Annotated in this window: 23 protein-coding genes and 1 pseudogene; 17 read left to right on the top strand and 7 right to left on the bottom strand. The window is 62.8% G+C overall.

Going from position 1 to position 20,910, the window contains the following annotated elements; all coding sequences use genetic code 11:
* The first annotated feature begins 64 nt into the window (after positions 1-64).
* Positions 65-490, top strand: a complete 426-nt coding sequence (locus DV532_RS12325) for a potassium channel family protein (protein ID WP_056797163.1) — start codon at positions 65-67, stop codon at positions 488-490.
* Between the two features lie 182 nt (positions 491-672).
* Positions 673-1,410, top strand: coding sequence for a hypothetical protein (locus DV532_RS12320; RefSeq protein WP_056797160.1), 738 nt, complete (start codon positions 673-675; stop codon positions 1,408-1,410).
* Here the strand turns inward: DV532_RS12320 and DV532_RS12315 are convergent.
* Positions 1,379-1,954 (bottom strand): annotated as a pseudogene (locus DV532_RS12315) (helix-turn-helix domain-containing protein); the annotation flags it as partial. The gene DV532_RS12320 and the pseudogene DV532_RS12315 overlap by 32 nt on opposite strands.
* Before the next feature lie 143 nt (positions 1,955-2,097).
* Here DV532_RS12315 and DV532_RS12310 point away from each other — a divergent pair.
* Positions 2,098-2,670, top strand: coding sequence for a GNAT family N-acetyltransferase (locus DV532_RS12310; protein WP_056797157.1), 573 nt, complete (start codon positions 2,098-2,100; stop codon positions 2,668-2,670).
* A 49-nt stretch (positions 2,671-2,719) separates the two neighbouring features.
* On the opposite strand, the gene DV532_RS12305 is transcribed toward DV532_RS12310, so the two are convergent.
* Genes DV532_RS12305 through DV532_RS12295 form a run of 3 tightly spaced genes read right to left on the bottom strand, consistent with a single transcriptional unit; the run spans position 2,720 to position 5,668 of the window.
* Entirely contained in the window at positions 2,720-3,364 is a 645-nt protein-coding gene (locus DV532_RS12305) for a hypothetical protein (protein WP_236707481.1), read from the bottom strand.
* A gap of 19 nt (positions 3,365-3,383) precedes the next feature.
* Positions 3,384-4,745 (bottom strand): MBL fold metallo-hydrolase RNA specificity domain-containing protein, encoded by a 1,362-nt coding sequence (locus tag DV532_RS12300; protein WP_056797151.1) that lies wholly within the window; start codon positions 4,743-4,745, stop codon positions 3,384-3,386.
* Entirely contained in the window at positions 4,742-5,668 is a 927-nt protein-coding gene (locus tag DV532_RS12295; RefSeq protein WP_056797148.1) for a universal stress protein, read from the bottom strand. The genes DV532_RS12300 and DV532_RS12295 overlap by 4 nt, the downstream gene beginning before the upstream one ends.
* A 183-nt stretch (positions 5,669-5,851) precedes the next feature.
* Here DV532_RS12295 and DV532_RS12290 point away from each other — a divergent pair, with 183 nt between their 5' ends.
* On the top strand, positions 5,852-6,400 hold the full coding sequence (locus DV532_RS12290) for a GNAT family N-acetyltransferase (protein WP_056797145.1): 549 nt from the start codon (positions 5,852-5,854) through the stop codon (positions 6,398-6,400).
* 29 nt (positions 6,401-6,429) lie between these two features.
* On the opposite strand, the gene DV532_RS12285 is transcribed toward DV532_RS12290, so the two are convergent.
* Positions 6,430-7,356: a universal stress protein gene (locus DV532_RS12285; RefSeq protein ID WP_056797142.1), complete on the bottom strand. Its 927-nt coding sequence runs from the start codon at positions 7,354-7,356 to the stop codon at positions 6,430-6,432.
* Between the two features lie 258 nt (positions 7,357-7,614).
* Between DV532_RS12285 and DV532_RS12280 the strand changes: the two genes are divergently transcribed.
* From DV532_RS12280 to DV532_RS12270, 3 genes are read left to right on the top strand one after another with little or no spacing between them, the layout of a single operon-like run.
* Positions 7,615-7,863 carry a hypothetical protein gene (locus DV532_RS12280; RefSeq protein WP_056797139.1) on the top strand — a complete coding sequence of 83 codons (249 nt, stop codon included), beginning with the start codon at positions 7,615-7,617 and terminating at the stop codon, positions 7,861-7,863.
* Positions 7,864-7,865: 2 nt separating this feature from the next.
* On the top strand, positions 7,866-8,687 hold the full coding sequence (locus DV532_RS12275) for a helix-turn-helix domain-containing protein (RefSeq protein WP_056797136.1): 822 nt from the start codon (positions 7,866-7,868) through the stop codon (positions 8,685-8,687).
* A complete protein-coding gene (locus DV532_RS12270) occupies positions 8,672-9,910 on the top strand; it encodes a DUF4010 domain-containing protein (protein ID WP_056797133.1) in 1,239 nt (412 codons plus the stop codon). Before DV532_RS12275 ends, DV532_RS12270 begins: the two co-directional genes overlap by 16 nt.
* Positions 9,911-9,913: 3 nt before the next feature.
* On the opposite strand, the gene paaX is transcribed toward DV532_RS12270, so the two are convergent.
* Both paaX and paaY read right to left on the bottom strand, forming a co-directional pair.
* Positions 9,914-10,837 (bottom strand): phenylacetic acid degradation operon negative regulatory protein PaaX, encoded by a 924-nt coding sequence (gene paaX, locus DV532_RS12265; RefSeq protein WP_177339524.1) that lies wholly within the window; start codon positions 10,835-10,837, stop codon positions 9,914-9,916.
* A 77-nt stretch (positions 10,838-10,914) separates the two neighbouring features.
* Complete coding sequence (paaY, locus tag DV532_RS12260; RefSeq protein WP_056797128.1) at positions 10,915-11,514, bottom strand: phenylacetic acid degradation protein PaaY; 600 nt, start codon at positions 11,512-11,514, stop codon at positions 10,915-10,917.
* Positions 11,515-11,867: 353 nt separating this feature from the next.
* Here paaY and paaF point away from each other — a divergent pair, with 353 nt between their 5' ends.
* From paaF to paaD, 10 genes are all read left to right on the top strand, one after another.
* Positions 11,868-12,641, top strand: coding sequence for a 2,3-dehydroadipyl-CoA hydratase PaaF (gene paaF / locus DV532_RS12255; protein WP_056797125.1), 774 nt, complete (start codon positions 11,868-11,870; stop codon positions 12,639-12,641).
* Between the two features lie 34 nt (positions 12,642-12,675).
* Positions 12,676-13,467, top strand: coding sequence for a 2-(1,2-epoxy-1,2-dihydrophenyl)acetyl-CoA isomerase PaaG (gene paaG / locus DV532_RS12250; RefSeq protein WP_056797122.1), 792 nt, complete (start codon positions 12,676-12,678; stop codon positions 13,465-13,467).
* A 2-nt stretch (positions 13,468-13,469) separates the two neighbouring features.
* Positions 13,470-14,987, top strand: coding sequence for a 3-hydroxyacyl-CoA dehydrogenase PaaH (paaH, locus tag DV532_RS12245; protein ID WP_056797118.1), 1,518 nt, complete (start codon positions 13,470-13,472; stop codon positions 14,985-14,987).
* A complete protein-coding gene (paaI, locus tag DV532_RS12240) occupies positions 14,980-15,420 on the top strand; it encodes a hydroxyphenylacetyl-CoA thioesterase PaaI (protein WP_056797115.1) in 441 nt (146 codons plus the stop codon). Before paaH ends, paaI begins: the two co-directional genes overlap by 8 nt.
* The gene (gene pcaF, locus DV532_RS12235; protein WP_056797112.1) at positions 15,413-16,633 is read left to right on the top strand and encodes a 3-oxoadipyl-CoA thiolase; all 1,221 of its coding nucleotides are present in this window, start codon (positions 15,413-15,415) and stop codon (positions 16,631-16,633) included. The genes paaI and pcaF overlap by 8 nt, the downstream gene beginning before the upstream one ends.
* Positions 16,634-16,754: 121 nt before the next feature.
* On the top strand, positions 16,755-18,074 hold the full coding sequence (gene paaK / locus DV532_RS12230; RefSeq protein ID WP_056797110.1) for a phenylacetate--CoA ligase PaaK: 1,320 nt from the start codon (positions 16,755-16,757) through the stop codon (positions 18,072-18,074).
* Between the two features lie 239 nt (positions 18,075-18,313).
* Complete coding sequence (paaA, locus tag DV532_RS12225; protein WP_056797107.1) at positions 18,314-19,303, top strand: 1,2-phenylacetyl-CoA epoxidase subunit PaaA; 990 nt, start codon at positions 18,314-18,316, stop codon at positions 19,301-19,303.
* A 25-nt stretch (positions 19,304-19,328) separates the two neighbouring features.
* A complete protein-coding gene (paaB, locus tag DV532_RS12220) occupies positions 19,329-19,610 on the top strand; it encodes a 1,2-phenylacetyl-CoA epoxidase subunit PaaB (protein WP_013972614.1) in 282 nt (93 codons plus the stop codon).
* Between the two features lie 8 nt (positions 19,611-19,618).
* The gene (paaC, locus tag DV532_RS12215; RefSeq protein WP_056797103.1) at positions 19,619-20,377 is read left to right on the top strand and encodes a 1,2-phenylacetyl-CoA epoxidase subunit PaaC; all 759 of its coding nucleotides are present in this window, start codon (positions 19,619-19,621) and stop codon (positions 20,375-20,377) included.
* Positions 20,364-20,897 (top strand): 1,2-phenylacetyl-CoA epoxidase subunit PaaD, encoded by a 534-nt coding sequence (gene paaD / locus DV532_RS12210; protein ID WP_056797100.1) that lies wholly within the window; start codon positions 20,364-20,366, stop codon positions 20,895-20,897. Before paaC ends, paaD begins: the two co-directional genes overlap by 14 nt.
* Positions 20,898-20,910: the final 13 nt, after the last annotated feature.

Below are 20,910 nucleotides of genomic sequence, written 5' to 3'. Positions count from 1 at the left end.
CACTCCAGCACAGCTGTTGATCGGCAAAAGCAGTGAACCTCCAATCCCGGCAAGAATACCCGCAATGCTTACTGTCACACTGATCAACATGCTGGTGGTGATCCTGGTGGTGATCATTCACTACGAATGCCTGCTGCGCCTGAATGACTGGCTACCGCACCTCAAACTGTGGAGCCGATTTCGCATCGTCGTGGGCGTATTCGGTGCGTTGCTGGCCCATGCCTTGGAGGTTTGGTGCTTTGCCCTGGCATATTACCTGATGGCCCATGCTGAGGGCTGGGGCACGCTCAGCGGCAATTTCGACGGGAGTTTTCTGGACTGCGTGTACTTTTCCTTTACCACCTACACCACCATAGGCTTCGGCGATATTGCGCCCACCGGCCATCTCAAATACCTCACCGGTCTGCAAGCACTCACGGGCCTGGTGCTGATCACCTGGACCGCTTCGTTCCTGTTCCTGGAAATGCAGAAGTACTGGAAAGCCAAATAGGCCTGGCGCGGCAGTGACCACACCACGGTTACGAAATTTGCCAATGGGCATCATGTTCGCCTGACCTTTATCAATCTGCGGGGCGCCGTTGTCACTCGTTGGTTTGATCCTGATCAAAGCGCTGCAATGGCCTGGGCCTAGGCTGATTTGAGCAGGTTCAGCAGACATACAGTGAGGCAGCCATGGGCGGTAATGGCAGTGCCAAGGTCCGCTTGCTCGAAGCGTTGCCGGGCCCGGGTATCCAACAGTACCTGCGCCTGGCGCATTGCGGCCAGCAACGCAGCGAAGCGATGGCGGGCCAGTACTGCCTGTTAAGCCGTCATAGCGCTTGCTGGCCTTGCCGGTACGTGAGCTTGCCGAGTGGCGCCGGGTGCTTCCTGGTGGCCACCCAAAGCGCGCTGCCCATCGGCCAGGCGGGCGAGCTGTTCAGCTACTCCGGGCCGCTCGGCAGCGCCTGGCCGCTGCCCTTGCAGAGCGCAAGGCTCCTGGCCATCAGTCGTGCCGACGGCCTGCTGCCGTTACTCGGTGCACTGGATGAAATACGTTGCTGGCTTCCCTGGGTACAGTTGAGGCTGGCCCACCAAGGCATCGCTGCCGAACAGCTGCCAGACGAGTGTCGAACTTGGCTTTCGGCGCTTGCATCGCCGCCGCGCGACGGTAGCAGCGGCTGGCTGCAGACGAAGCAACTGCTGGAGACCTTCAAACCGGACACGGTATTCTGTTGTGCTCCGCCTCAGGTGGGCCGTGAGGTTGCCCGGCTGTGTTGGCTAAGTGGCATAGCGCCACGGCGCATCTGGTTGAGCACCGATCACGCGCCCCACTCCAGCGGGCTTGGGCACCCTCCTCAAGGTTGGCTTGTACAACGCTATGACAGGGTCCTCGCTGCACTCAAGTGGGTTCCTCCAGGCGGCATAGGTTGATCAGCCCTTGTGAGTCGACCAGCCTGACCTCCCGCCCAACGCATTGCATGAACCCTGCGTGGATGAAACGGCTGAACAGTCGGCTGACCGTTTCCTGGGTCAAGTCCAGGTAGTTGGCAATGTCGCCTCGCGACATCGGCAGGGTGAACACATCCTCTCGCAACCCTAGCGCCTGGTAGCGCGCCGACATACCCAGCAGGAACAGTGACAGCCGCTGGTCAGCGCGCCCGTGGCAGCAGCGAAGGTGCTCGTCCTTGCCCTGGATCCCCAGGCTGAGCATGTGCAGCAGCTGGTAACGCAGCCCCGGGATCTGCCCGGAAAGGTCCACCAACTGGTCCAGCCTGATGGAGCAGACCAGCGAGGTTTCCAGCGCCACGGCGAAGCTTCGGTAATGGCTGGCGCCGATAGCGTCCAGCCCCAGCATTTCCCCTGGCAGGATGAAGCCGGTTACCCGCTCGTTGCCGTCGGCATCGAGCAGAAAGTTCTTGATAGCCCCCGAGCGCAGGGCAAACACGTGCTCCATGGGCTCATTGGCCTTGGCTAGCTGTCCGGCTGAAGGCTTGCGAGGTTGCCGACCAAGGGTCGGCCTGACCGGCGCAGAGCTGGCAATTGACAAGTGTCAAGTCAACGCAGGGCCGAATGTCGACACTGAACCTCCATTGTTCATTCGACGCAGAGGACACGGTCATGGCACCTGTTGAGAGTTCCCGTCAAAGTTCAACACCTTCGTTTCCAACGCCCTCCGGCGAGCATTGGATCGAAGCCCTCGATAATGGCACTCACGTACTGATCAGGCCGCTCCAAGCCAAGGACCGACAACGCGAAAAGGCCTTCATCGAACGGCTGTCGCCAGAGTCGCGGCATTTTCGATTTCTGTGCCAGCTTAGGGAACCGGGTGAGGCGATGCTTGACCAGTTGATGAAGGTCGACCAAGACCAGCAGGCTGCCTTCGTCGCCCTTGCCCACGTGGATGGTGAATTGCAGGAGGTGGGTATTTGCCGCTACGCAGCTTGCACCGGCAAGAAGGATGAGTGTGAATGTGCCGTTACAGTACTGGACAGCTGGCAGCACCACGGCCTGGGGCGCCTGTTGCTCAAGCACCTCATCGACTGGGCTCGGGCCAAGGGCTTTCGGCAGATGTATTCGATCGATGCGGTGGGCAACCAAGCCATGCGTGACCTGGCCAAGGCGGCAGGGTTTACCACAACCACTGACCCGGATGACCCCAGCCAAGTCATCCATCGGCTCGCCCTGAACTGAACCTGGATGGCCGCACCATGCTCCTCATTGCGCGGCCATCCTGCGCAGGTCAAGGTGTAGTTGCCCGAGCCTCCTCGGGCAACAGGTCGAACTGTTCCAGGCAACGCTGCTCATCTGCCGATGTCAGCGCCTTCAAACCGCTCACTTCCTGCATGGGCGTTTTGAACAAGGCCAAGCGTATTACCCCATTGCGGTCCAAAAAGGTCTGCGCCAGGCACGTGCACACGGGTTTACCGACCACCGCGCCAAGCGTTTCATCGTCGGGGGTTTGCACCTGGGCCCGCAGGTTGGCTTCGCAATTGTCCACGATCTGCGCCACCGAGCGCCCCGCCAGCCACAGTGTGCCGCCACCCGTCAGCGCCAACAGCACAAGCGCCACCAGCAGCACGTTCGATTCCCGGGTAACCGAACTCAGGAAGGCAAGCCGGGCCTGCCAACCCGTTTCCTGGCCAATGAAAATGGCCTTGCCGACTGTGCGCTTCACGCTCCGCTGCACGGCCCACCCCAGCACGCCACTCAAGCCCAGCAATGTCAACAGCACCGCCGGATCGCGCATGGGTAGACGCCAGGTCGGGCTCAGGGCCAGGTAGGCGGACGCCGCGATAAATAGCGCGATGATAGCCACGATCCAACCCAGGCTGCCCCTGGGCCGATGTATCCAGGCGCGTAGTTTTGCCCTTGCTTGTGTGTTCATTAATACCTCCCGCACCAGGCTAGCGCACTGGGTCGATGGCAACGGTTTGCTGATACTCCGGCACGTATACCTGCCAGCCCAGCTCAAGGCTGATCCGCCGTCGCAAGGTGTCGGCCGCGTGCGGCTCACCATGAATGACGTAGGTCTGACGGGGTGGCCGGGTGAACCCACGCAACCATTCCATGATTTCATCGGCGTCGGCATGCGCGGAGAGGGTCTCCAGGGTGTGCACCTGCGCCCGAATCGGTACGTCCTCGCCCTGCAGGCGCACGCTGTGAGCACCGGCGACGATATCGGCACCGCGCGTACCACCGGCCTGAAAGCCGGAAAAAAGGATGCTGTTGCGTGGGTTGGGTGCCAGCGCCTTGAGATGGTGCAGCACCCGCCCGCCGGTCGCCATGCCGCTGGCGGCGATGATCACCGCCGGCTCGCGCAGCTGGTCCAGATGCCGAGACTCATCGACCGTGCGGATAATGTGGGCGCCCTGGCACATGGCGGCGCACTCCGTCGCAGTCAGCCGATGCTCGCGCCTGAACTGCTGGTACAGTGTTGTAGCATCGGTGGCCATCGGGCTATTGAGGTAAACCGGGATGTCCGGGATCAACCTGTCGCGCTTGAGTTTGTACAGGTAGTACAGCAGCAGTTGGGCACGGCCCACGGCGAACGACGGTACTAGCGTGATGCCATGGCGCAGAAGCGTCTCATTGATGACCTTGGCCAGGTAATGCTCGGTTGATTCAGCAGGGTGCTGGCGATCACCGTAGGTGGACTCCACTAACAGCACATCGGCCGTCCTGACCAGTTCTGGCGCACGCATGATGGGGTCTTGCGGGCGGCCTAAATCGCCCGAGAACAGCAAGGTCTGCCCCTCTGCGCTGATCTGCACCGTCGCCGCGCCCAGAATATGCCCGGCGGTACGCAACAGCAGCTCCATGCCCTCGGCGATCGGCGTTGCATGATGCAACTCCACCGGGCGAAACAGTGCCAGGGCCCGTTTCGCGTCGTCCTCGGTATACAGCGGTCGTGCCGGCGTGTGCTTGGAATAACCGTGGCGATTGGCATGTTCAGCCTGCTCTTCCTGCAATCGGGCACTGTCGAGCAACAGGATTTCCGCCAGCGCACACGTCGCAGGTGTGGCGTAAATCGGCCCGCTGTAGCCTTCCCGGGCCAGTACCGGTAGATAGCCGCTGTGGTCAAGGTGGGCGTGGGTCAACACCACGGCATCGAGCGCGCGCAACGCCGGTGAAGGCGGCTCCCAATTGCGCAGGCGCAGTTGTTTGAAACCTTGGAACAGCCCACAGTCGACCAGTATCCGCGTACTGTCGCGGGTCAACAGGAATTTGCTGCCGGTCACGGTGCCAGTGCCGCCCAGAAAGGTCAGTTAAATGGCGATGGCTCCCAGGTTTCGGCCACCTCAGGGTGAACCGCGAGCACGCTGCATGGCGGGCGGCTGACAATACGTTCAGTGGTGTCGCCCAACAGCTTATCCAGGCCCTTGGGCTGCACGACGCCCATCACCACCGCGTCAATGTCCAGTGCCGCCACCTGTTCGCGAATCACCTGTACCGGGCCGCCCTCCATGAAGTGTCGGCGGTCCAGCGCGACCCCTTCGGCATCGGCCAGTGCGTCGAAGGGCTCTTGCAGTGCCTCGCGCATCTCATCGATCCATGCCTGGGTGACACTCATGTCCGAGGCAAATACCCCGGCAAGGTTGTAGGCCGAAAGCAGGTGCAACTGCGCATCGCACTGCAATGCCAGTGCTCGCGCGGCAGCCACGAGCCCCCGATTGAAGCGTTGCTGGACGGCCGGTGTCTCGCTAAAAGCCGTATCCACCGCCACCAGAATACGTTGCGGCAATGAACTGGCCGCCGCTGGCACGAACTGGGTAATGCCCTTGAAACCTCGCATTAGCGCACAGTCCAACGGGGTGCCGAACAGCCGCACAAGGGCCGACGCGGTTTCGCTGTCCTTGATGACCATCTCGGGCTGCAGTTCGCTGATGTAATCGATCGCCTGGCTGCGGATATCGTCTGCGTTCAGGCTGTCGACCGTCAGCGTCAGGTGGCTGCTGCGGTGCCGCTCAACCAGTTCCGCCAGGCGCCTACGGTAGTGCTCGTACTGGCGCTTGATATCGGCCTCGTTCAGCCGCTCTTCGCGTAGCAGGTGCTCCTCGCTCGGCTCGAACAACCCCAGCACATGCACGCTGGCGCCGCTGACATGCGCCAAGGCAAGGCCCCTGCGCAGCGCGGCTGAATGCGGATCGACCTCGGTGAGCAGCACCAGCAGTTGTCGATATTGCCCCATGGTGAACCTCCGCGCTTACGCTACTGGGTGTGATGCAGAGGATATTCCGCGCGCACGGCCGATGTAGCTTGATGCAGATCAGAAAACCGCTACCCGGCCCGAACTTGATGATTGTCAGAACCAAACCGGCCCGCCACGTTAAAACTGCTGCAGCAGGCACTGATCAGGTAACCAGGAGGCGCCATGAACGGGCAGCAACCAGCACAGCCACAGACGTGTGAACACTGGGTGGAAAACCTTGAGGACGGTTCGGCGGTGCTGATCCGCCCGCTGCGTGAGGAGGACCACGAAAGGGACAAGCGCTTTCTGAGCACAATCGCCTATGAATCGCGGCGCTTTCGCTTCATCGCCGGGCTCAGCGGCGGCTTGCCTAGCTTGGACACGCACTGCATGCCCGTCGATTATCACCAGCGCATGGCCTATGTCGCATTGGTTCATGTAGACGGTAAATTGCAACAGGTCGGCGTCAGCCGTTATGCCGGCATACCGGGCAGCCAACGTTGCGAATGTGCCGTGGCGGTCAGCGAAGACTGGCAGCGCAAGGGGTTGGGCAGGCGCCTGATGCAACACTTGATCGCAGCAGCACGACGCAATGACTTTCAGTGCATGGTCTCCAGGGACCTGGCGAACAACTATGCCATGCACCGGCTGCTCAAGGCACTGGGCTTCAGCTCACGCTACTTGGGTGGGGACGTCAGCGAGATCCTCCACGAACTTGACCTGCGCCCTTGAACAGACAAGGCCCTTGCGGGCCTTGTGCTTTAGCCTTGGGAATGCTCCGGGGAAATCACCAGCACGCTGCTGTACAACCGATGCATCACCCGCTCCGCAGTACTGCCGATGAACCAACCGATGCCATGGTGGTGATAACTGCCCATGACCAACACATCGATATCATTGTTCTCCATGAACACTCCCAGCGCTTTGGCCGGGTCGCCTATGCGCATGTGCCGGTGTTCGGCGGCGATGCCATTGCGTTCGGCAAGCGCTTGGAACGCAGCGCTTTGGGCTTCGTGAAGCGTCTGGGCCAGGTTCGACTCGAACAAAAACGAATGCTCCCGGCTGCCGCCGGCATCCAGGTACATGGAGCCCAGGTCGTAGGCGTATAACAATTCGATCTGGGCATTGCACTGCAATGCCAGTTTCAGCGCTTCGCTGATGATCTGGTCGTTGAACCCTTCATATTGATCTTCAGGCCTGGACAGGTCCACGGCCGCAAGAATCCTGCGGGGCAATGCATGGCTGGCCTTGTGCACCAGGTGCAAGGGGATTCGTGTTTCACGCAGCAACTGGATATCGAGCGAGGTGAACATGGCGCGCATCCACCACGGCTCATGCTCGAACGCCTTGATCAGCATGGCGAACGGTTGCTCGCGCAAATGCACCAGGATCTCATTCAAAGGTTGCTGCACCCACACCACTTCGGTAGTGACCGTGACACCACTGCGCCGCATCGACAACGCCTGGCTTTCCAGCCATTCACGGTGCTGCTGCACATAACCCTCGCGCATCACCGCCAGTGCCTGGTCGTTGACCAACCCCGCCGTGGCAAGCCCTTCCAAATAGTCGAAGGCCAGAATATGCAGCGCCATGCCCTTGGCTTTGGCCAGCGCCGCGGCACGGTCATAGACCGGGGTTCGGCGCATCAGGGGGGACGCGATCATCAGCAGTCTTTGCGCAGTTTCCATGGCACACCTCGGCAGTTGCGATACGTGCCTAAAGCATCTGCCAACCCCGTCCGGCGTGCTTGATGTTTATCAAGTGGCGTCGCCTGCAGACAAACGGCGATGTCGAAGGGCCGAGAATTTGATGCGGATCAATGCTTCGAGACGTTAGCGGCGCACGCTCTGCCCTACCAACATGAGTCCCACCCCGGTTCGCGGCAAGGACGCCTTCATTTCGCATTGTTCTGCATTGATTTTGCTTATACATGCTTGGAGGCTCCAATGAACGTCTACGTTGAAAAGCACACCGAGCACGACCGCTGGTGGGTCCGCATGGATGAGTGGCGGGTCAGTTTCAGCACGGCTGTCGAAGCCAACCAGTTTGTCGAACGGCTCACAACCCGCCTCAATGCCCCCCACTCACTTGACATGCTGGCTGATTGTTCGCCCCGTACTGGGGCCACCGGCGCGCGCAATGCCCGCAATGGCGTAAAAGCTCAAGGCGATCTGCACTGCGCGAAGGAGGCCTGAAGATGTCAGGCCAACTTAAGGTCACGCTGCTCGACCCGCCGGATACCTCGCACACGGCAAACCCTATCCACTTAAAACCTCTGGCGACACTGTGTAGGGCGTGCCGCGTCAGAGGCCTGTGCCTACCCACTGGCCTGCCCATTCACGAAAATAGCTGCCTGGGCGCGTTGATAGGCCCACGTATGCGTATTCGCAAGGGTTCAGCGCTGTTCAATGCCAACGATCCGCTGACCACGCTCTATGCCGTGCATTGCGGTAGTTTCAAGACCAGCTTGAACACCGCCGAGGGGCAAGGCGTGGTGATCAACTTCTGGATGCCGGGTGACGTACTCGGCCTTGATGCCATTGCCACCGAGCACCATGTTTGCGACGCCATTGCCCTGGAAGACAGCGAAGTCTGCCCGGTGCCCTATCACCGCTTGCAAGCCCTGGCACGCGACTTTCCGGTCCTGCAACAAAGCCTGAATCGCTTGATGAGCCGGGAGATCGTGCGGGAACACCAGCGCGTGCTGATGTTATGCAACCTTACCGCCGAGCAGCGGTTGGCCAGCTTCCTGGTGGGGCTGTCCAGGCGCTTCGTCAGTCGCGGCTACTCTGCCCATGGTTTCATGTTGCGCATGTCCCGCGAAGACATGGCCTCGTACTTGGGGTTACGTCTGGAAACCGTATGCCGATCAGTCGCACGCCTACGGGCGCTGGGTATCGTCAACCTGCATGGCAGGCTGGTAGCAATTCTCGACATGCCTGCCCTGATAGCCCTCGAACAGGGCGGCGGTGAATACGAAGACAGGGTCGCCTTGAAAGCGCCATGCTCGACGCCGTAAATGTCGGCCATGGCGCCGTGGCGTTGGGCATCGGCATGTTGGTGGGGCTTGAACGCGAGCGCAAGAAAGGCCGTAACGAAGACCACGCTGCCGCCGGCCTGAGGACCTTCGCCATCACCGCGTTGCTGGGCTTCGTCAGCATGTTTCTGGCAGGCGCGCTGCTGGTCGCGGTGGCGAGCCTGGGCCTGGTACTCATGCTCTGCATGCACTATCGCAAACATGCCGACAAGGACCCTGAAGTTACCAGCGAAATTGCCCTGCTGCTGGTGCTGACACTGGGCGCGTTGAGCCTGAGCGAACCCGAACTGGCCGCCGCTGCAGGCGTGGTATTGACCGTGCTGTTGGCGCTGCGGCGCGAACTGCATCATTTCGTGCTGCAACAACTGAGCGAGGAGGAGCTGCGCGATGGCTTGATGCTGTCGACCGTGGCATTGGTGGTGCTGCCGCTGACGCCGGACCAGTTTCTGGGCCCGTACGGCGTGCTCAACCCACGCACAATTTGTAACCTGGTGGTTTTGCTGATGACCGTGGGTGCACTAGGGCACATAGCCATGCGCCTGATGGGGCCTCGGTACGGCCTGCCCCTGAGTGCGATCGCGTCGGGCTTTGCCTCGAGCTCGGCCACCATCGCCCTGCTCGCACATCGCGTGCGCCAGCAAGGCAGCGCTGCCAGGCCAATTGCCGGGGCTGCCGTGCTGTCCAACCTCGCCAGCATCACACAATTTGCCTTGGTCCTGGGGATCGTCGAGCGTCGCTTGCTCGAGCCTTTCTGGTCATCGATTGGCTTCGGTGCAGTGGTCACCCTGGTTTATGGCGTGTTTCTGCTTGCGCCTTGGCGTTCGGCTCATGCCGGGTCGGCGGCGCATCCGGGGGATGGCGCGTTCAATCTGTGGACCGCGCTGGCCATCACCGCTGCCATAACCGGGATTGCATTGTTCTCGGCATTTCTGCTTCAGCATCTGGGCCACAACGGCGTCAGTATCGCGGCCTTCGTCAGCGGTTTGGCCGATGCCCATGCGGCCATTGCCTCGATCGCCTCGCTGGTCGTTGCCGGCAGGCTCAGTGCGCATGACCTGGTGATACCGGGCTTACTCGCATTGACCGGCAACACGTTGACCAAATGTGTTCTAGCCCTGAGCAATGGCGGTTTGAGCTTTTCGCGATACCTCATTCCCGGCCAGCTGCTCATCCTTGCGGCAATGTGGTTGGGGGTACTCTTATAATGCTCAGGCAAGGCCACCAAAACGCTTGTAGAAGCCCTCGTTCACATCCGGTAAAGGCCCATCCGCCGTCTCCAACGCGGTATTCAGCCATTCTTCCGCCTTGGCACACACCAGGCGATAAAGGTTGCGGCACAGCTGTCGCGCAGCCCTTCCCTCCCAATCCCCTGGCAGCAGCTCGTCCGGCAGTTGTGGGTCGCGCAGCAACAGCCGGCGGTACTCATGAATAAGTAGCGTACGTGCCAGGAAGCAATCCTGCGCATCGAGTTGTTGCTGCTCCTTCAAACCATGCCATAGCGGCCTGAACAGCTGAATGAACTCGCTGTATTGCGCCCCCAGCTCGTCGATACGCCAGCTTTCCCGCACCTGGGCGCGCATGGCCTTGGATGCCAGCACCTCCTGGGTGTGGGTTTCAAAGACGATGCTGTCGTCGCTGGCTTCCAGGTCGCGCAGGGTGGCGGCCAGGTCGGCGCGATCTGCCCGTGGGCAGCCCAGCAGGTTCGGCGCCATGGCACCAAACCCCTGCCACTCCAGCTCCTCACGCAACGCCTTGCGCTTGCCGGCCTCCAGTTGCGACAGCAATACCAGCGTCCAGGCACCGTCCCAAGCGGGCTGGCTAGGGCTGTAGACCCGTTTGAAGGCCTTCTCGAACCGCCGACGGCCAGTACCGGTCAGGCTGTAGTAACTGCGTCGGCCAACCTTTTCGGCGGTGAGCCAGCCTTCCTTGGTGAGGCGAAAGATCGACGTGCGGATCAGCCGCTCATTGATGCCGATCGGCTCCAGCAGGTTGATCAAGCTGCCCAGCCAGACGGTTCCGCCGTGCGGCTCGATGGCATCGCCATACAAGGTGATGATCAACGAACTGGCTCGAATCGGCGTCTGTTCCTGGAAGCGGGTAATCAGGTTGTTCAGTGGGGCGAGAGTGCTCATGGGCGAACTGTGCGCGGATAAAGCACCGACTATACCTGCGCGGCGGGCCGGCTGGCGAATGCGTGACGCAACCTCGTTCATGCCTGTGCCTGGCCTTTGGGCCTGACGCCAGAGTCTTCCATGCGCGGGCGCTGTGCCTCGGCCTCGGTCAGTGGCGGGCACTCGACCATCGTGTTCATGCAGCGCTGCGTCAGCTGCTGGTACTGCGCCGTGCCGCGTTGCTTCCAGGCCAGCTCCTGTTCGGTCAATGGGCGTTTGACCTGAGCTGGCGAACCCATCACCAGGCTTTGCACCGCACATTCAAAACCCGCCTTGACGAACGCCGTGGCGGCGACGATGCAGCGTGGCGCTACATGGGCACCGTCCATCACTACCGCGTTCATGCCGATCAAGGCGTCCTCGCCTACACGACAGCCGTGCAGCACGGCGCCATGGCCGACATGGCCGTTGCGTTCGACCACCGTGTCGCCGCCCGGAAAACCGTGCATTACGCAGGTGTCCTGCAAGTTGGCGCCCTCCTCCAGCACGATGCGGCCGAAATCCCCGCGCAGCGATGCCAGCGGGCCCACGTAGCAACGCGGGCCGACAATCACATCACCGATCAGCACGGCACTTGGATGCACGTAGGCTGTGGGGTGAACCACCGGCGTCAGGCCGTCCAGTCGATAACAAGGCATGGCAAAGCTCCAGAAATGATGCGAAGTACGACTCAATCTTGTATCACAAGCTATTTACCCGTCAATCACCATGCGGGTGTATCGCTTTATTGGGCGCCGGCATTTTCGTTATAAATCACAAAATATCTATTACAAACAATAGATTGAACGTTTTACACGCTTAAATGCCATCCACAACCCTACAGCCAACCCCCACAAATAGATACATGAAACAATTTTGTATATTGCATTCTCGTATCACATTGAGCATATACTGGCTGCACCTGGACGCGACCCAGCGTCACGCCCCTGCAAACAATTCCAAGAAATGCCGGCCCCACGATGTGCCGTGCGTGCAGCCAGAGGAACCCCACATGCTGCGATATCTCGATGTGCAGGCGCCCGAACACGGCGTCCAGCTCATTACCCTGCAACGGCCCGAGGCCCTGAACGCCCTGTGCACCGAACTGCTGGCCGAGCTGGCCGCTGCGCTGGAAGCGGCCGGGCAAGACCCGCAGACTCGCGCCGTGGTGCTCACCGGCAGCCGCAAGGCATTCGCCGCCGGCGCCGATATTCGCGAGATGGCCGAACGCGACTTGGTCGGCATCCTCAATGACCCGCGCGTGGCCCACTGGCAAAGCATCGCCGCCTTCCCCAAGCCGCTGATCGCCGCCGTCAATGGCTATGCCCTGGGCGGCGGCTGTGAACTGGTGATGTGCGCCGACATCGTCGTCGCCGGCAGCGATGCCCGGTTTGGCCAGCCAGAAATCAACCTCGGCATCATCCCCGGCGCCGGTGGCACCCAACGCCTGCTGCGTGCGGTCGGCAAACCACTGGCCATGCAGATGGTGCTGACCGGCGAAGCCATCAGCGCCCGCCATGCCCTGCAGGCCGGCCTGGTCAGCGAAATCACCCAACCTGAACTCACCCTGGAGCGGGCCGTGCAGGTAGCCCGCAGCATCGCCGCGAAAGCACCGCTGGCGGTACGCCTGGCCAAGGAAGCCCTGCTCAAGGCCGGTGACACCGACCTGGCCAGCGGCCTGCGCTTTGAACGCCACGCGTTCACCCTGCTGGCCGGCACCGCCGACCGCGACGAAGGCATTCGCGCCTTCCAGGAAAAACGCCAGGCCCGCTTCCAGGGCCGCTGATCATCTTTCCCTCGACTGACGGAGCGAGTCTGTCATGACTTTCCAGCACATCCTGTTTTCCATCGAGGACGGCGTCGCCCTCCTCTCGTTGAACCGCCCCGAGCAGCTGAACAGCTTCAATACCGCCATGCACCTGGAAGTGCGCGAGGCGCTCAAGCAAGTGCGCCAGAGCAGCGAAGCGCGGGTACTGCTGCTGACCGCCGAAGGCCGTGGTTTTTGTGCCGGCCAGGACCTGTCCGACCGCAACGTCGCGCCGGGCGCCGAAATACCCGACTTAGGCGAGTCGATCGATAAATTCTACAACCCGCTGGTGCGCACCCTGCGCGACCTGCCGCTGCCGGTAATCTGCGCGGTCAACGGCGTGGCCGCCGGTGCCGGTGCCAACATCCCGCTGGCCTGCGACCTGGTGCTGGCCGCCCGTTCGGCCAGCTTCATCCAGGCCTTCTGCAAGATCGGCCTGGTGCCGGACTCTGGCGGTACTTGGCTGCTGCCGCGCCTGATCGGCATGGCGCGGGCCAAGGCCTTGGCCATGCTGGGCGAGCGCCTTGGCGCCGAACAGGCCCAGCAATGGGGGCTGATCCACCGCGTCGTGGACGATGCGGCCCTGCGCGACGAGGCCCTTAGCCTCGCCCGCCAACTCGCCACCCAGCCCACCTACGGCCTGGCCTTGATCAAGCGCAGCCTCAACGCCAGTTTCGACAACGGTTTCGATGAGCAATTGGAGCTGGAGCGTGACCTGCAACGCCTGGCTGGGCGTAGCGAGGATTACCGCGAAGGCGTGAGCGCCTTCCTGAATAAACGCACGCCGGCATTCAAGGGGCGTTGATCATGAGTGCACTCGCAAGCAATGCGCAGGTGGCGGTGATCGGTGCCGGTGCCATGGGGGCCGGCATCGCCCAGGTGGCCGCCCAGGCCGGCCACCCGGTAAAGCTCTACGACAACCGCCCCGGCGCAGCGGCCCAGGCGGTGGCTGGCATTGACCGGCAACTCGCCCGCCTGGTGGAAAAGGGCAAGTTGCAGGCCACAGCGCGGGCCGCGATCAGCGCCCGACTGTGCCCGGTGGATACCCTCGAGGCCCTGGCCGATGCCGGCCTGGTGATCGAAGCCATCGTCGAAAACCTGCCGGTTAAACAGGCACTTTTCCGCCTGCTGGAGGCCATGTGCGGCGCCGACTGCATCCTCGCCAGCAACACCTCGTCACTGTCTATCACCAGCCTGGCGGCCGGCCTGCAGCGGCCACAGCAAGTGGTCGGCATGCACTTCTTCAACCCGGCCCCGCTGATGGCCTTGGTCGAGGTGGTCTCGGGCCTGGCGACCGACCCAGCCATTGCCACGGGCATCTATGCCACCGCCCAGGCCTGGGGCAAGCAGCCCGTGCACACCCGCTCCACTCCGGGTTTCATCGTCAACCGGGTGGCGCGGCCGTTCTACGCCGAAAGCCTGCGCCTGCTGCAAGAAGGCGCCGCCGATTGCGCCAGCCTCGACGCGCTGCTGCGTGATGCCGGTGGTTTCCGCATGGGCGCATTCGAGCTCACTGACCTGATCGGCCATGACGTCAATTACGCGGTTACCTGCTCGGTCTTCGACGCCTTCTATGGTGATTTCCGCTTCCAGCCATCACTGGTGCAAAAAGAGCTGGTGGACGCCGGGCGCCTTGGGCGCAAGAGCGGCCAAGGCTTCTATAGCTATGCCGAAGGCGCCGAACGCCCGCAGCCACTTGAGCTGCATAGCCCGGCCACCGCCCAAGCGTGCGTGGTCGAAGGCCATTTGGGGGTAATGCAACCGCTGGTCGAGCGCCTGCGCCAAAGCGGCGTCGCCGTGGCCCAGCGCGCCGGCAGCGGCCTGATCCAAGTGGGCGATGCCACCCTCGCACTGTCCGATGGCCGCCTGGCCAGCCAGCGCGCACGCGAAGACGGCCTGCGCAATCTGGTACTGCTCGACCTGGCCCTGGACTACGGCACGGCCACACGCCTGGCCATCAGTTGGTCGGCCGACACCAGCGACACCGCCCGCGACCAGGCGGTGGCCTTGCTGCAGCGTGCGGGCCTGAAGGTAACCGCCGTCGCCGACCTGCCCGGCCTGGTGGTGCTGCGTACCGTGGCAATGCTCGCCAATGAGGCCGCCGACGCTGTGTTGCAAGGCGTCGGCAGCGCCAGCGACATCGACCTGGCCATGCGCGCCGGCGTCAATTACCCCTGTGGGCCGCTGGCCTGGGCCGCCAACATCGGCATCCGCCACACCCTGCGCGTGCTCGACAACCTGCAGCGCAGCTACGGTGAGAGCCGTTACCGGCCTTCCCTGCTGCTACGCCGCTGCGAAGCCAAAGGAGCCACCCTGCATGACTGAAGTCGAACTGGCACAAGCTTGTGCCGAGGCCATGTACGCCCGCGACTCGGCCACCCAAGGCCTGGGCATCCGCCTGCTGGAGGCCGGCCCCGGCCAGGCATGCCTGCGCATGCCGGTACGCGCCGACATGATCCAAGGCCATGGCACCTGCCACGGCGGCTTCCTGTTCGCCCTGGCCGATTCGGCATTTGCCTTCGCCTGCAACAGCTACGACCAAGCCACCGTCGCCTTGGGCTGCAGCATCGACTACCTGGCCCCGGCACTGTGCGATGACCTGCTCACCGCCCGCGCCAGCGAAGTCAGCCGCAAGGGCCGCACCGGCCTGTACCACGTTCGCATCGAGAACCAGCGCGGCGAGCTGGTGGCGATGTTCCAAGGTAAATCCTACAAAGTGCGCGGCACCGTGCTGGCGCAGGAGACGCAAGATGACTGAACACACCCTGGCCGATGCCTTGATCATCGACGCCGTGCGCACGCCCATTGGCCGTTATGCCGGGGCCTTGAGCGGCGTGCGGGCCGATGATCTGGCCGCCATCCCGCTCAAGGCCCTGCTCCAGCGCCACCCCGAACTGGACTGGAAAGCCATCGATGACCTGATCCTCGGCTGTGCCAACCAGGCTGGCGAGGACAACCGCAACGTGGCGCACATGGCCAGCCTGCTGGCCGGGCTACCGCTTGAAGTGCCGGGCACTACCATCAACCGCCTGTGTGGCTCTGGCCTGGATGCCATCGGCAATGCCGCCCGCGCCTTGCGCTGTGGCGAAGCCGAGCTGATGCTAGCCGGTGGCGTCGAGTCGATGTCGCGCGCGCCGTTCGTCATGGGCAAGGCGGAGCAGGCATTCAGCCGCGCCGCCGAGCTGTTCGACACCACCATCGGCTGGCGTTTCGTCAACCCGCTGATGAAGGCGGCCTTCGGTACCGATTCGATGCCAGAAACCGCCGAGAACGTTGCGCAACAGTTCGGCATTTCCCGCGCGGACCAGGACGCGTTCGCCCTGCGCAGCCAGCACAAGGCCGCCGCTGCCCAGGCTCGCGGCCGCTTGGCACGGGAAATCGTGCCGGTCGAAATCCCGCAGCGCAAAGGCCCGGCCAAAGTGGTCGAGCACGACGAACACCCCCGCGCAGACACCACCCTGGAGCAACTGGCCAAGCTCGGCACCCCGTTCCGTGAAGGCGGCAGCGTCACCGCCGGCAATGCTTCCGGGGTTAACGACGGGGCCTGCGCCTTGCTGCTGGCCAGCAGCGCCGGCGCCCGCCGCCATGGCCTGAAGGCCCGCGGCCGCATCGTTGGCATGGCCGTGGCCGGGGTCGAACCCCGGCTGATGGGCATCGGCCCGGTACCGGCAACCCGCAAGGTACTGGCGCTTACCGGCCTGTCCCTGGCCGACATGGACGTCATCGAGCTCAACGAGGCCTTCGCTGCCCAAGGCTTGGCGGTATTGCGCGAGCTGGGCCTGGCCGACGACGACAAGCGGGTCAACCCCAATGGCGGCGCCATCGCCCTGGGCCACCCGCTGGGCATGAGCGGCGCTCGCTTGGTCACCACCGCCCTGCACGAACTGGAAGAAACTGCCGGACGCTACGCCCTGTGCACCATGTGCATTGGCGTCGGCCAAGGCATTGCCATGGTTATCGAACGCCTCTGAGCGGTTCAGACCAGCGGCTTGTTACCGAACCGTACGCAGCCGTATATGCTGCGTCCATGACACTCACCGCGCGGCCTGCAACCTGCACCGCACGGCGTACAAGAACAATTCGAGTGAAGCCATGAACATGTACCAAAGTGCCGATCGTGCCCTGCTGGACCCGATGGAAACCGCCAGCGTCGACGCCCTGCGCCAGCACCAGCTGGAGCGCCTGCGCTGGAGCTTGAAGCACGCCTACGACAACGTGCCGCTGTACCGCCAGCGCTTTGCCGAGTGCGGCGCCCACCCCGACGACCTCACTTGCCTCGAAGACCTGGCGAAGTTCCCCTTCACCGGCAAGAACGACCTGCGCGACAACTACCCCTACGGCATGTTCGCGGTGCCCCAGGAAGACGTCGTGCGCTTGCACGCCTCCAGCGGCACCACCGGCAAGCCGACGGTGGTCGGTTACACCCAGAACGACATCGACACCTGGGCCAATGTGGTCGCCCGCTCGATCCGCGCCGCTGGCGGGCGCAAAGGCGACAAGGTGCATGTCTCCTACGGCTACGGCCTGTTCACCGGCGGGCTGGGCGCGCATTACGGTGCCGAGCGCCTGGGCTGCACGGTGATCCCTATGTCTGGCGGTCAGACCGAGAAGCAGGTGCAGCTGATTCGCGATTTCCAGCCCGATATCATCATGGTCACGCCGTCCTACATGCTCAACCTGGCCGATGAAATCGAGCGCCAGGGCATCGACCCGCAAGACCTCAAGCTGCGCTTGGGTATTTTTGGCGCCGAACCTTGGACCGACGAGCTGCGCCGCTCGATCGAGCAGCGCCTGGGCATCGACGCCCTGGACATCTACGGTCTGTCGGAGATCATGGGCCCCGGGGTGGCCATGGAGTGCATCGAAACCAAGGATGGCCCCACCATCTGGGAAGACCACTTCTACCCCGAGATCATCGACCCAGTCACCGGCCAGGTGCTGCCTGACGGCCAACTGGGCGAACTGGTGTTCACCTCGCTGAGCAAGGAAGCGCTACCGATGGTGCGCTACCGCACCCGTGACTTGACCCGGCTATTGCCAGGCACCGCCCGGCCAATGCGGCGTATCGGCAAGATCACCGGCCGCAGCGATGACATGCTGATCATCCGCGGGGTTAACGTGTTCCCGACCCAAATCGAGGAACAGGTACTTAAAATAAAACAGCTTTCAGAGCTTTATGAGATTCATCTGTATCGCAACGGCAACCTGGACAGTGTCGAGGTGCATGTGGAGTTGCGTGCGGAGTGCCAGCACCTCGATGAGGGCCAGCGCAAGCGGGTGGTCGGGGAGCTGAGTAAACAGATCAAGACCTATATCGGCATCAGCACCCAGGTGCACCTGCAGCCTTGCGGTACGCTAAAACGCTCAGAAGGCAAGGCTTGCCACGTCTTTGATAAACGGTTGGCCAGCTGATTTAGTCGGCTGCCTTTTCGGCCCCGGTATTGTCCGGGGCTTTTTTTTGCATTTTTTCTGCCGGCCTCTTCGCGGGTTTGCCCGCCCCCACAGGACTGCGCGGTCCCTGTGGGAGCGGGCGCGCCTGCGAAGAGGCCAGCGATGTGATACACAAATCTTATTTGATACACATAAAACTGTTTGACGTTCCGTTTTGTATCGCTTACAAATGACTCATGCCTTAGCAGGAGTCGCAGCACATGTACGCACAGCTAGTGGAAACCGGAGTCAAGCGCGTCAAGTCGCTGGAAGAGATGTCGCCCGAAGAGCGCAACTTCCAGGAAAAGATCGACGCCGAAATCAAGATCGAAGCCAAGAACTGGATGCCCGAGGCTTACCGCCAGACCCTGATCCGGCAGATTTCCCAGCACGCCCATTCGGAAATCGTCGGCATGCTGCCCGAAGGCAACTGGGTCACCCGCGCCCCCAGCCTCAAGCGCAAGCTGCAGCTGATGGCCAAGATCCAGGACGAAGCGGGCCACGGCCTGTACCTGTACAGCGCCATGGAAACCTTGGGTGCCGACCGCGACGAAGAAATTGCCAAGCTGCACAGCGGCAAGGCCAAGTACTCGAGCATCTTCAACTACCCCACCCTCAGCTGGGCGGACATGGGCGCAGTGGGCTGGCTGGTGGATGGCGCCGCCATCGTCAACCAGGTGGTACTGCAGCGCACCTCCTATGGCCCGTACTCGCGCGCCATGATCCGCATCTGCAAGGAAGAGAGCTTCCACCAGCGCCAGGGCTACGAAATTCTCCTGACCATGATGCGCCACGGCACCCAAGCCCAGCGCGACATGGTCCAGGACGCTATTAACCGCCTGTGGTGGCCGGCGCTGATGATGTTTGGCCCCAGCGACGAACACTCGCCCAATAGCGCCCAGTCCATGGCCTGGAAAATCAAGCGCCAGACCAACGACGAACTGCGCCAGCGCTTCATCGACCAAACCGTGCCGCAGCTCGAGCTGCTCGGCTGCACCGCCCCCGACCCCGAGCTGAAGTGGAACGCCGAGCGCGGCCACTACGACTTCGGCGAAATCCAGTGGGACGAGTTCTACGAAGTGCTCAAGGGCAATGGCCCGTGCAACCAGGAACGTGTCGCCACCCGCCGCCAGGCCATCGAGGATGGCGCCTGGGTACGCGAAGCCGCCGTGGCCTATGCGCGCAAGCAACAGAACAAGAACGCCGCCTGAGCGGCGATTGATGCGGAGATCGAAAATGTCTGTCTGGACCCTCTACGAAGTGTTCGTGCGCAGCAAGCACGGCCTTAACCACAAGCACGTTGGCAGCGTGCACGCCGCCGATGCCGCCATGGCCATCGAAAACGCCCGTGAGCTGTACACCCGCCGCAGCGAAGGCGTAAGCCTGTGGGTGGTGCCCTCGGCACTGATCACCGCCTCTTCCCCCGACGAGAAAGACCCGCTGTTCGCCCCGGCGGACGACAAGGTCTACCGCCATGCCAGCTTTTACGAGCTGCCCGACGAAGTCGGACACATGTGAGGTTGGCCATGCATAACGAAGCCCTTATCCCCTATTTGCTGCTGCTCGGCGACAGTGCCCTGGTGCAGGGCCAGCGCCTCTGCGAATGGTGCGGCCACGCCCCCGCCATCGAAGAAGAACTGGCCCTGATGAACGTCGGCCTCGACTTGGTCGGCCAGGCGCGCAACTGGCTGGAGTACGCCGCTGAACTGCTCGATGACGGCAGCGACGCCGATGCCCTGGCCTTCCGCCGTGATGAACGGGCCTACCGCAACCTGCTGCTGGTCGAGCAGCCCAACGGCGATTTCGCCGTGACCATGACCAAGCAGTTCTTCTATGACGCCTGGCATTTCGCCATGCTGCAGGGCCTGATCGGCTCCCGCGACGCGCGCATTGCCGGTATCGCCGCCAAAGCACTGAAGGAGGTCACCTACCACCTGCGTCGTTCCAGCGAGTGGGTACAGCGCCTGGGCGGTGGCACTGACGAAAGCCGCCAGCGCATGCTCGCCGCCATCCCCGCACTGTGGCGCTTCAGCGTCGAACTGGCGGCCGGTAGCGACAACGAAGTGCGCCTGGCCGAAGCCGGCATCGCTGCCAACCCAGCTGCCGTGGGTGCCGATTGGCTGAAGCAGGTGGCGGCGATCTTCGCCTCGGTCGAGCTGCCGCTGCCCAACGCCGCCAGCCATTTCTACCTGGACGGCCGCAAAGGCCTGCACACCGAGCACCTGGGCCTGCTGTTGGCCGAGATGCAGTGCCTGCCAAGGGCTTACCCCGATGCAACCTGGTGAGCTGATTGCCGGCGACCGTGGCGCCCGCGCGCCACACGGCGACGACCTGGCCCGGGCCTGGGCGGTCCTGGCCCAAGTCATGGACCCGGAAGTGCCGGTGGTCAGCGTGGTCGACTTAGGCATTGTCCGCGACCTCGACTGGCGCGCCGGGCACTTGCACCTGGTGGTCACGCCTACCTATTCCGGCTGCCCCGCCACCGAGGTGATCGAAGGGGATATCCGCCTGGCGCTGGAACAGGCGGGCTTCCCTGCCCCTGACCTGGAGCGCCGGCTGACCCCGGCCTGGAGCACCGACTGGATCAGCGAACTGGGCCGCGAGCGCCTGCGCGCCTATGGCATCGCCCCGCCACAAGGCAGCGCCAGCAAGCGCAGCCTGCTCGGCGAGGCGCCCCAGGTGTGCTGCCCGCAGTGCGGCAGCGCCCATACCGAATTGCTCAGCCAGTTCGGCTCTACGGCCTGCAAGGCGCTGTACCGCTGCCGCGAGTGCCTGGAGCCGTTCGACTATTTCAAATGTATTTGAGCCGTGGAGAACG

The organism is Pseudomonas sp. Leaf58 (assembly GCF_003627215.1).
Taxonomy (GTDB): domain Bacteria; phylum Pseudomonadota; class Gammaproteobacteria; order Pseudomonadales; family Pseudomonadaceae; genus Aquipseudomonas.
The sequence above is the reverse complement of the archived record's forward strand: the minus strand, read 5'-3'. Positions and strand labels throughout refer to the sequence as shown.

Bases quoted from the DNA above. Each gene is read 5' to 3' on its own strand.
- paaF (WP_056797125.1), top strand. From the start codon at position 11,868: ATGCTGCGATATCTCGATGTGCAGGCGCCCGAACACGGCGTCCAGCTC.
- DV532_RS12275 (WP_056797136.1), top strand. From the start codon at position 7,866: ATGTCAGGCCAACTTAAGGTCACGCTGCTCGACCCGCCGGATACCTCG.
- paaC (WP_056797103.1), top strand. From the start codon at position 19,619: ATGCATAACGAAGCCCTTATCCCCTATTTGCTGCTGCTCGGCGACAGT.
- DV532_RS12295 (WP_056797148.1), bottom strand. From the start codon at position 5,668: ATGGGGCAATATCGACAACTGCTGGTGCTGCTCACCGAGGTCGATCCG.
- DV532_RS12285 (WP_056797142.1), bottom strand. From the start codon at position 7,356: ATGGAAACTGCGCAAAGACTGCTGATGATCGCGTCCCCCCTGATGCGC.
- DV532_RS12290 (WP_056797145.1), top strand. From the start codon at position 5,852: ATGAACGGGCAGCAACCAGCACAGCCACAGACGTGTGAACACTGGGTG.
- paaG (WP_056797122.1), top strand. From the start codon at position 12,676: ATGACTTTCCAGCACATCCTGTTTTCCATCGAGGACGGCGTCGCCCTC.
- DV532_RS12270 (WP_056797133.1), top strand. From the start codon at position 8,672: ATGCTCGACGCCGTAAATGTCGGCCATGGCGCCGTGGCGTTGGGCATC.
- paaK (WP_056797110.1), top strand. From the start codon at position 16,755: ATGAACATGTACCAAAGTGCCGATCGTGCCCTGCTGGACCCGATGGAA.
- paaX (WP_177339524.1), bottom strand. From the start codon at position 10,837: ATGAGCACTCTCGCCCCACTGAACAACCTGATTACCCGCTTCCAGGAA.
- DV532_RS12320 (WP_056797160.1), top strand. From the start codon at position 673: ATGGGCGGTAATGGCAGTGCCAAGGTCCGCTTGCTCGAAGCGTTGCCG.
- paaB (WP_013972614.1), top strand. From the start codon at position 19,329: ATGTCTGTCTGGACCCTCTACGAAGTGTTCGTGCGCAGCAAGCACGGC.
- pcaF (WP_056797112.1), top strand. From the start codon at position 15,413: ATGACTGAACACACCCTGGCCGATGCCTTGATCATCGACGCCGTGCGC.
- paaA (WP_056797107.1), top strand. From the start codon at position 18,314: ATGTACGCACAGCTAGTGGAAACCGGAGTCAAGCGCGTCAAGTCGCTG.
- DV532_RS12310 (WP_056797157.1), top strand. From the start codon at position 2,098: ATGGCACCTGTTGAGAGTTCCCGTCAAAGTTCAACACCTTCGTTTCCA.
- paaY (WP_056797128.1), bottom strand. From the start codon at position 11,514: ATGCCTTGTTATCGACTGGACGGCCTGACGCCGGTGGTTCACCCCACA.
- paaH (WP_056797118.1), top strand. From the start codon at position 13,470: ATGAGTGCACTCGCAAGCAATGCGCAGGTGGCGGTGATCGGTGCCGGT.
- paaI (WP_056797115.1), top strand. From the start codon at position 14,980: ATGACTGAAGTCGAACTGGCACAAGCTTGTGCCGAGGCCATGTACGCC.
- paaD (WP_056797100.1), top strand. From the start codon at position 20,364: ATGCAACCTGGTGAGCTGATTGCCGGCGACCGTGGCGCCCGCGCGCCA.
- DV532_RS12305 (WP_236707481.1), bottom strand. From the start codon at position 3,364: ATGAACACACAAGCAAGGGCAAAACTACGCGCCTGGATACATCGGCCC.
- DV532_RS12280 (WP_056797139.1), top strand. From the start codon at position 7,615: ATGAACGTCTACGTTGAAAAGCACACCGAGCACGACCGCTGGTGGGTC.
- DV532_RS12325 (WP_056797163.1), top strand. From the start codon at position 65: ATGCTTACTGTCACACTGATCAACATGCTGGTGGTGATCCTGGTGGTG.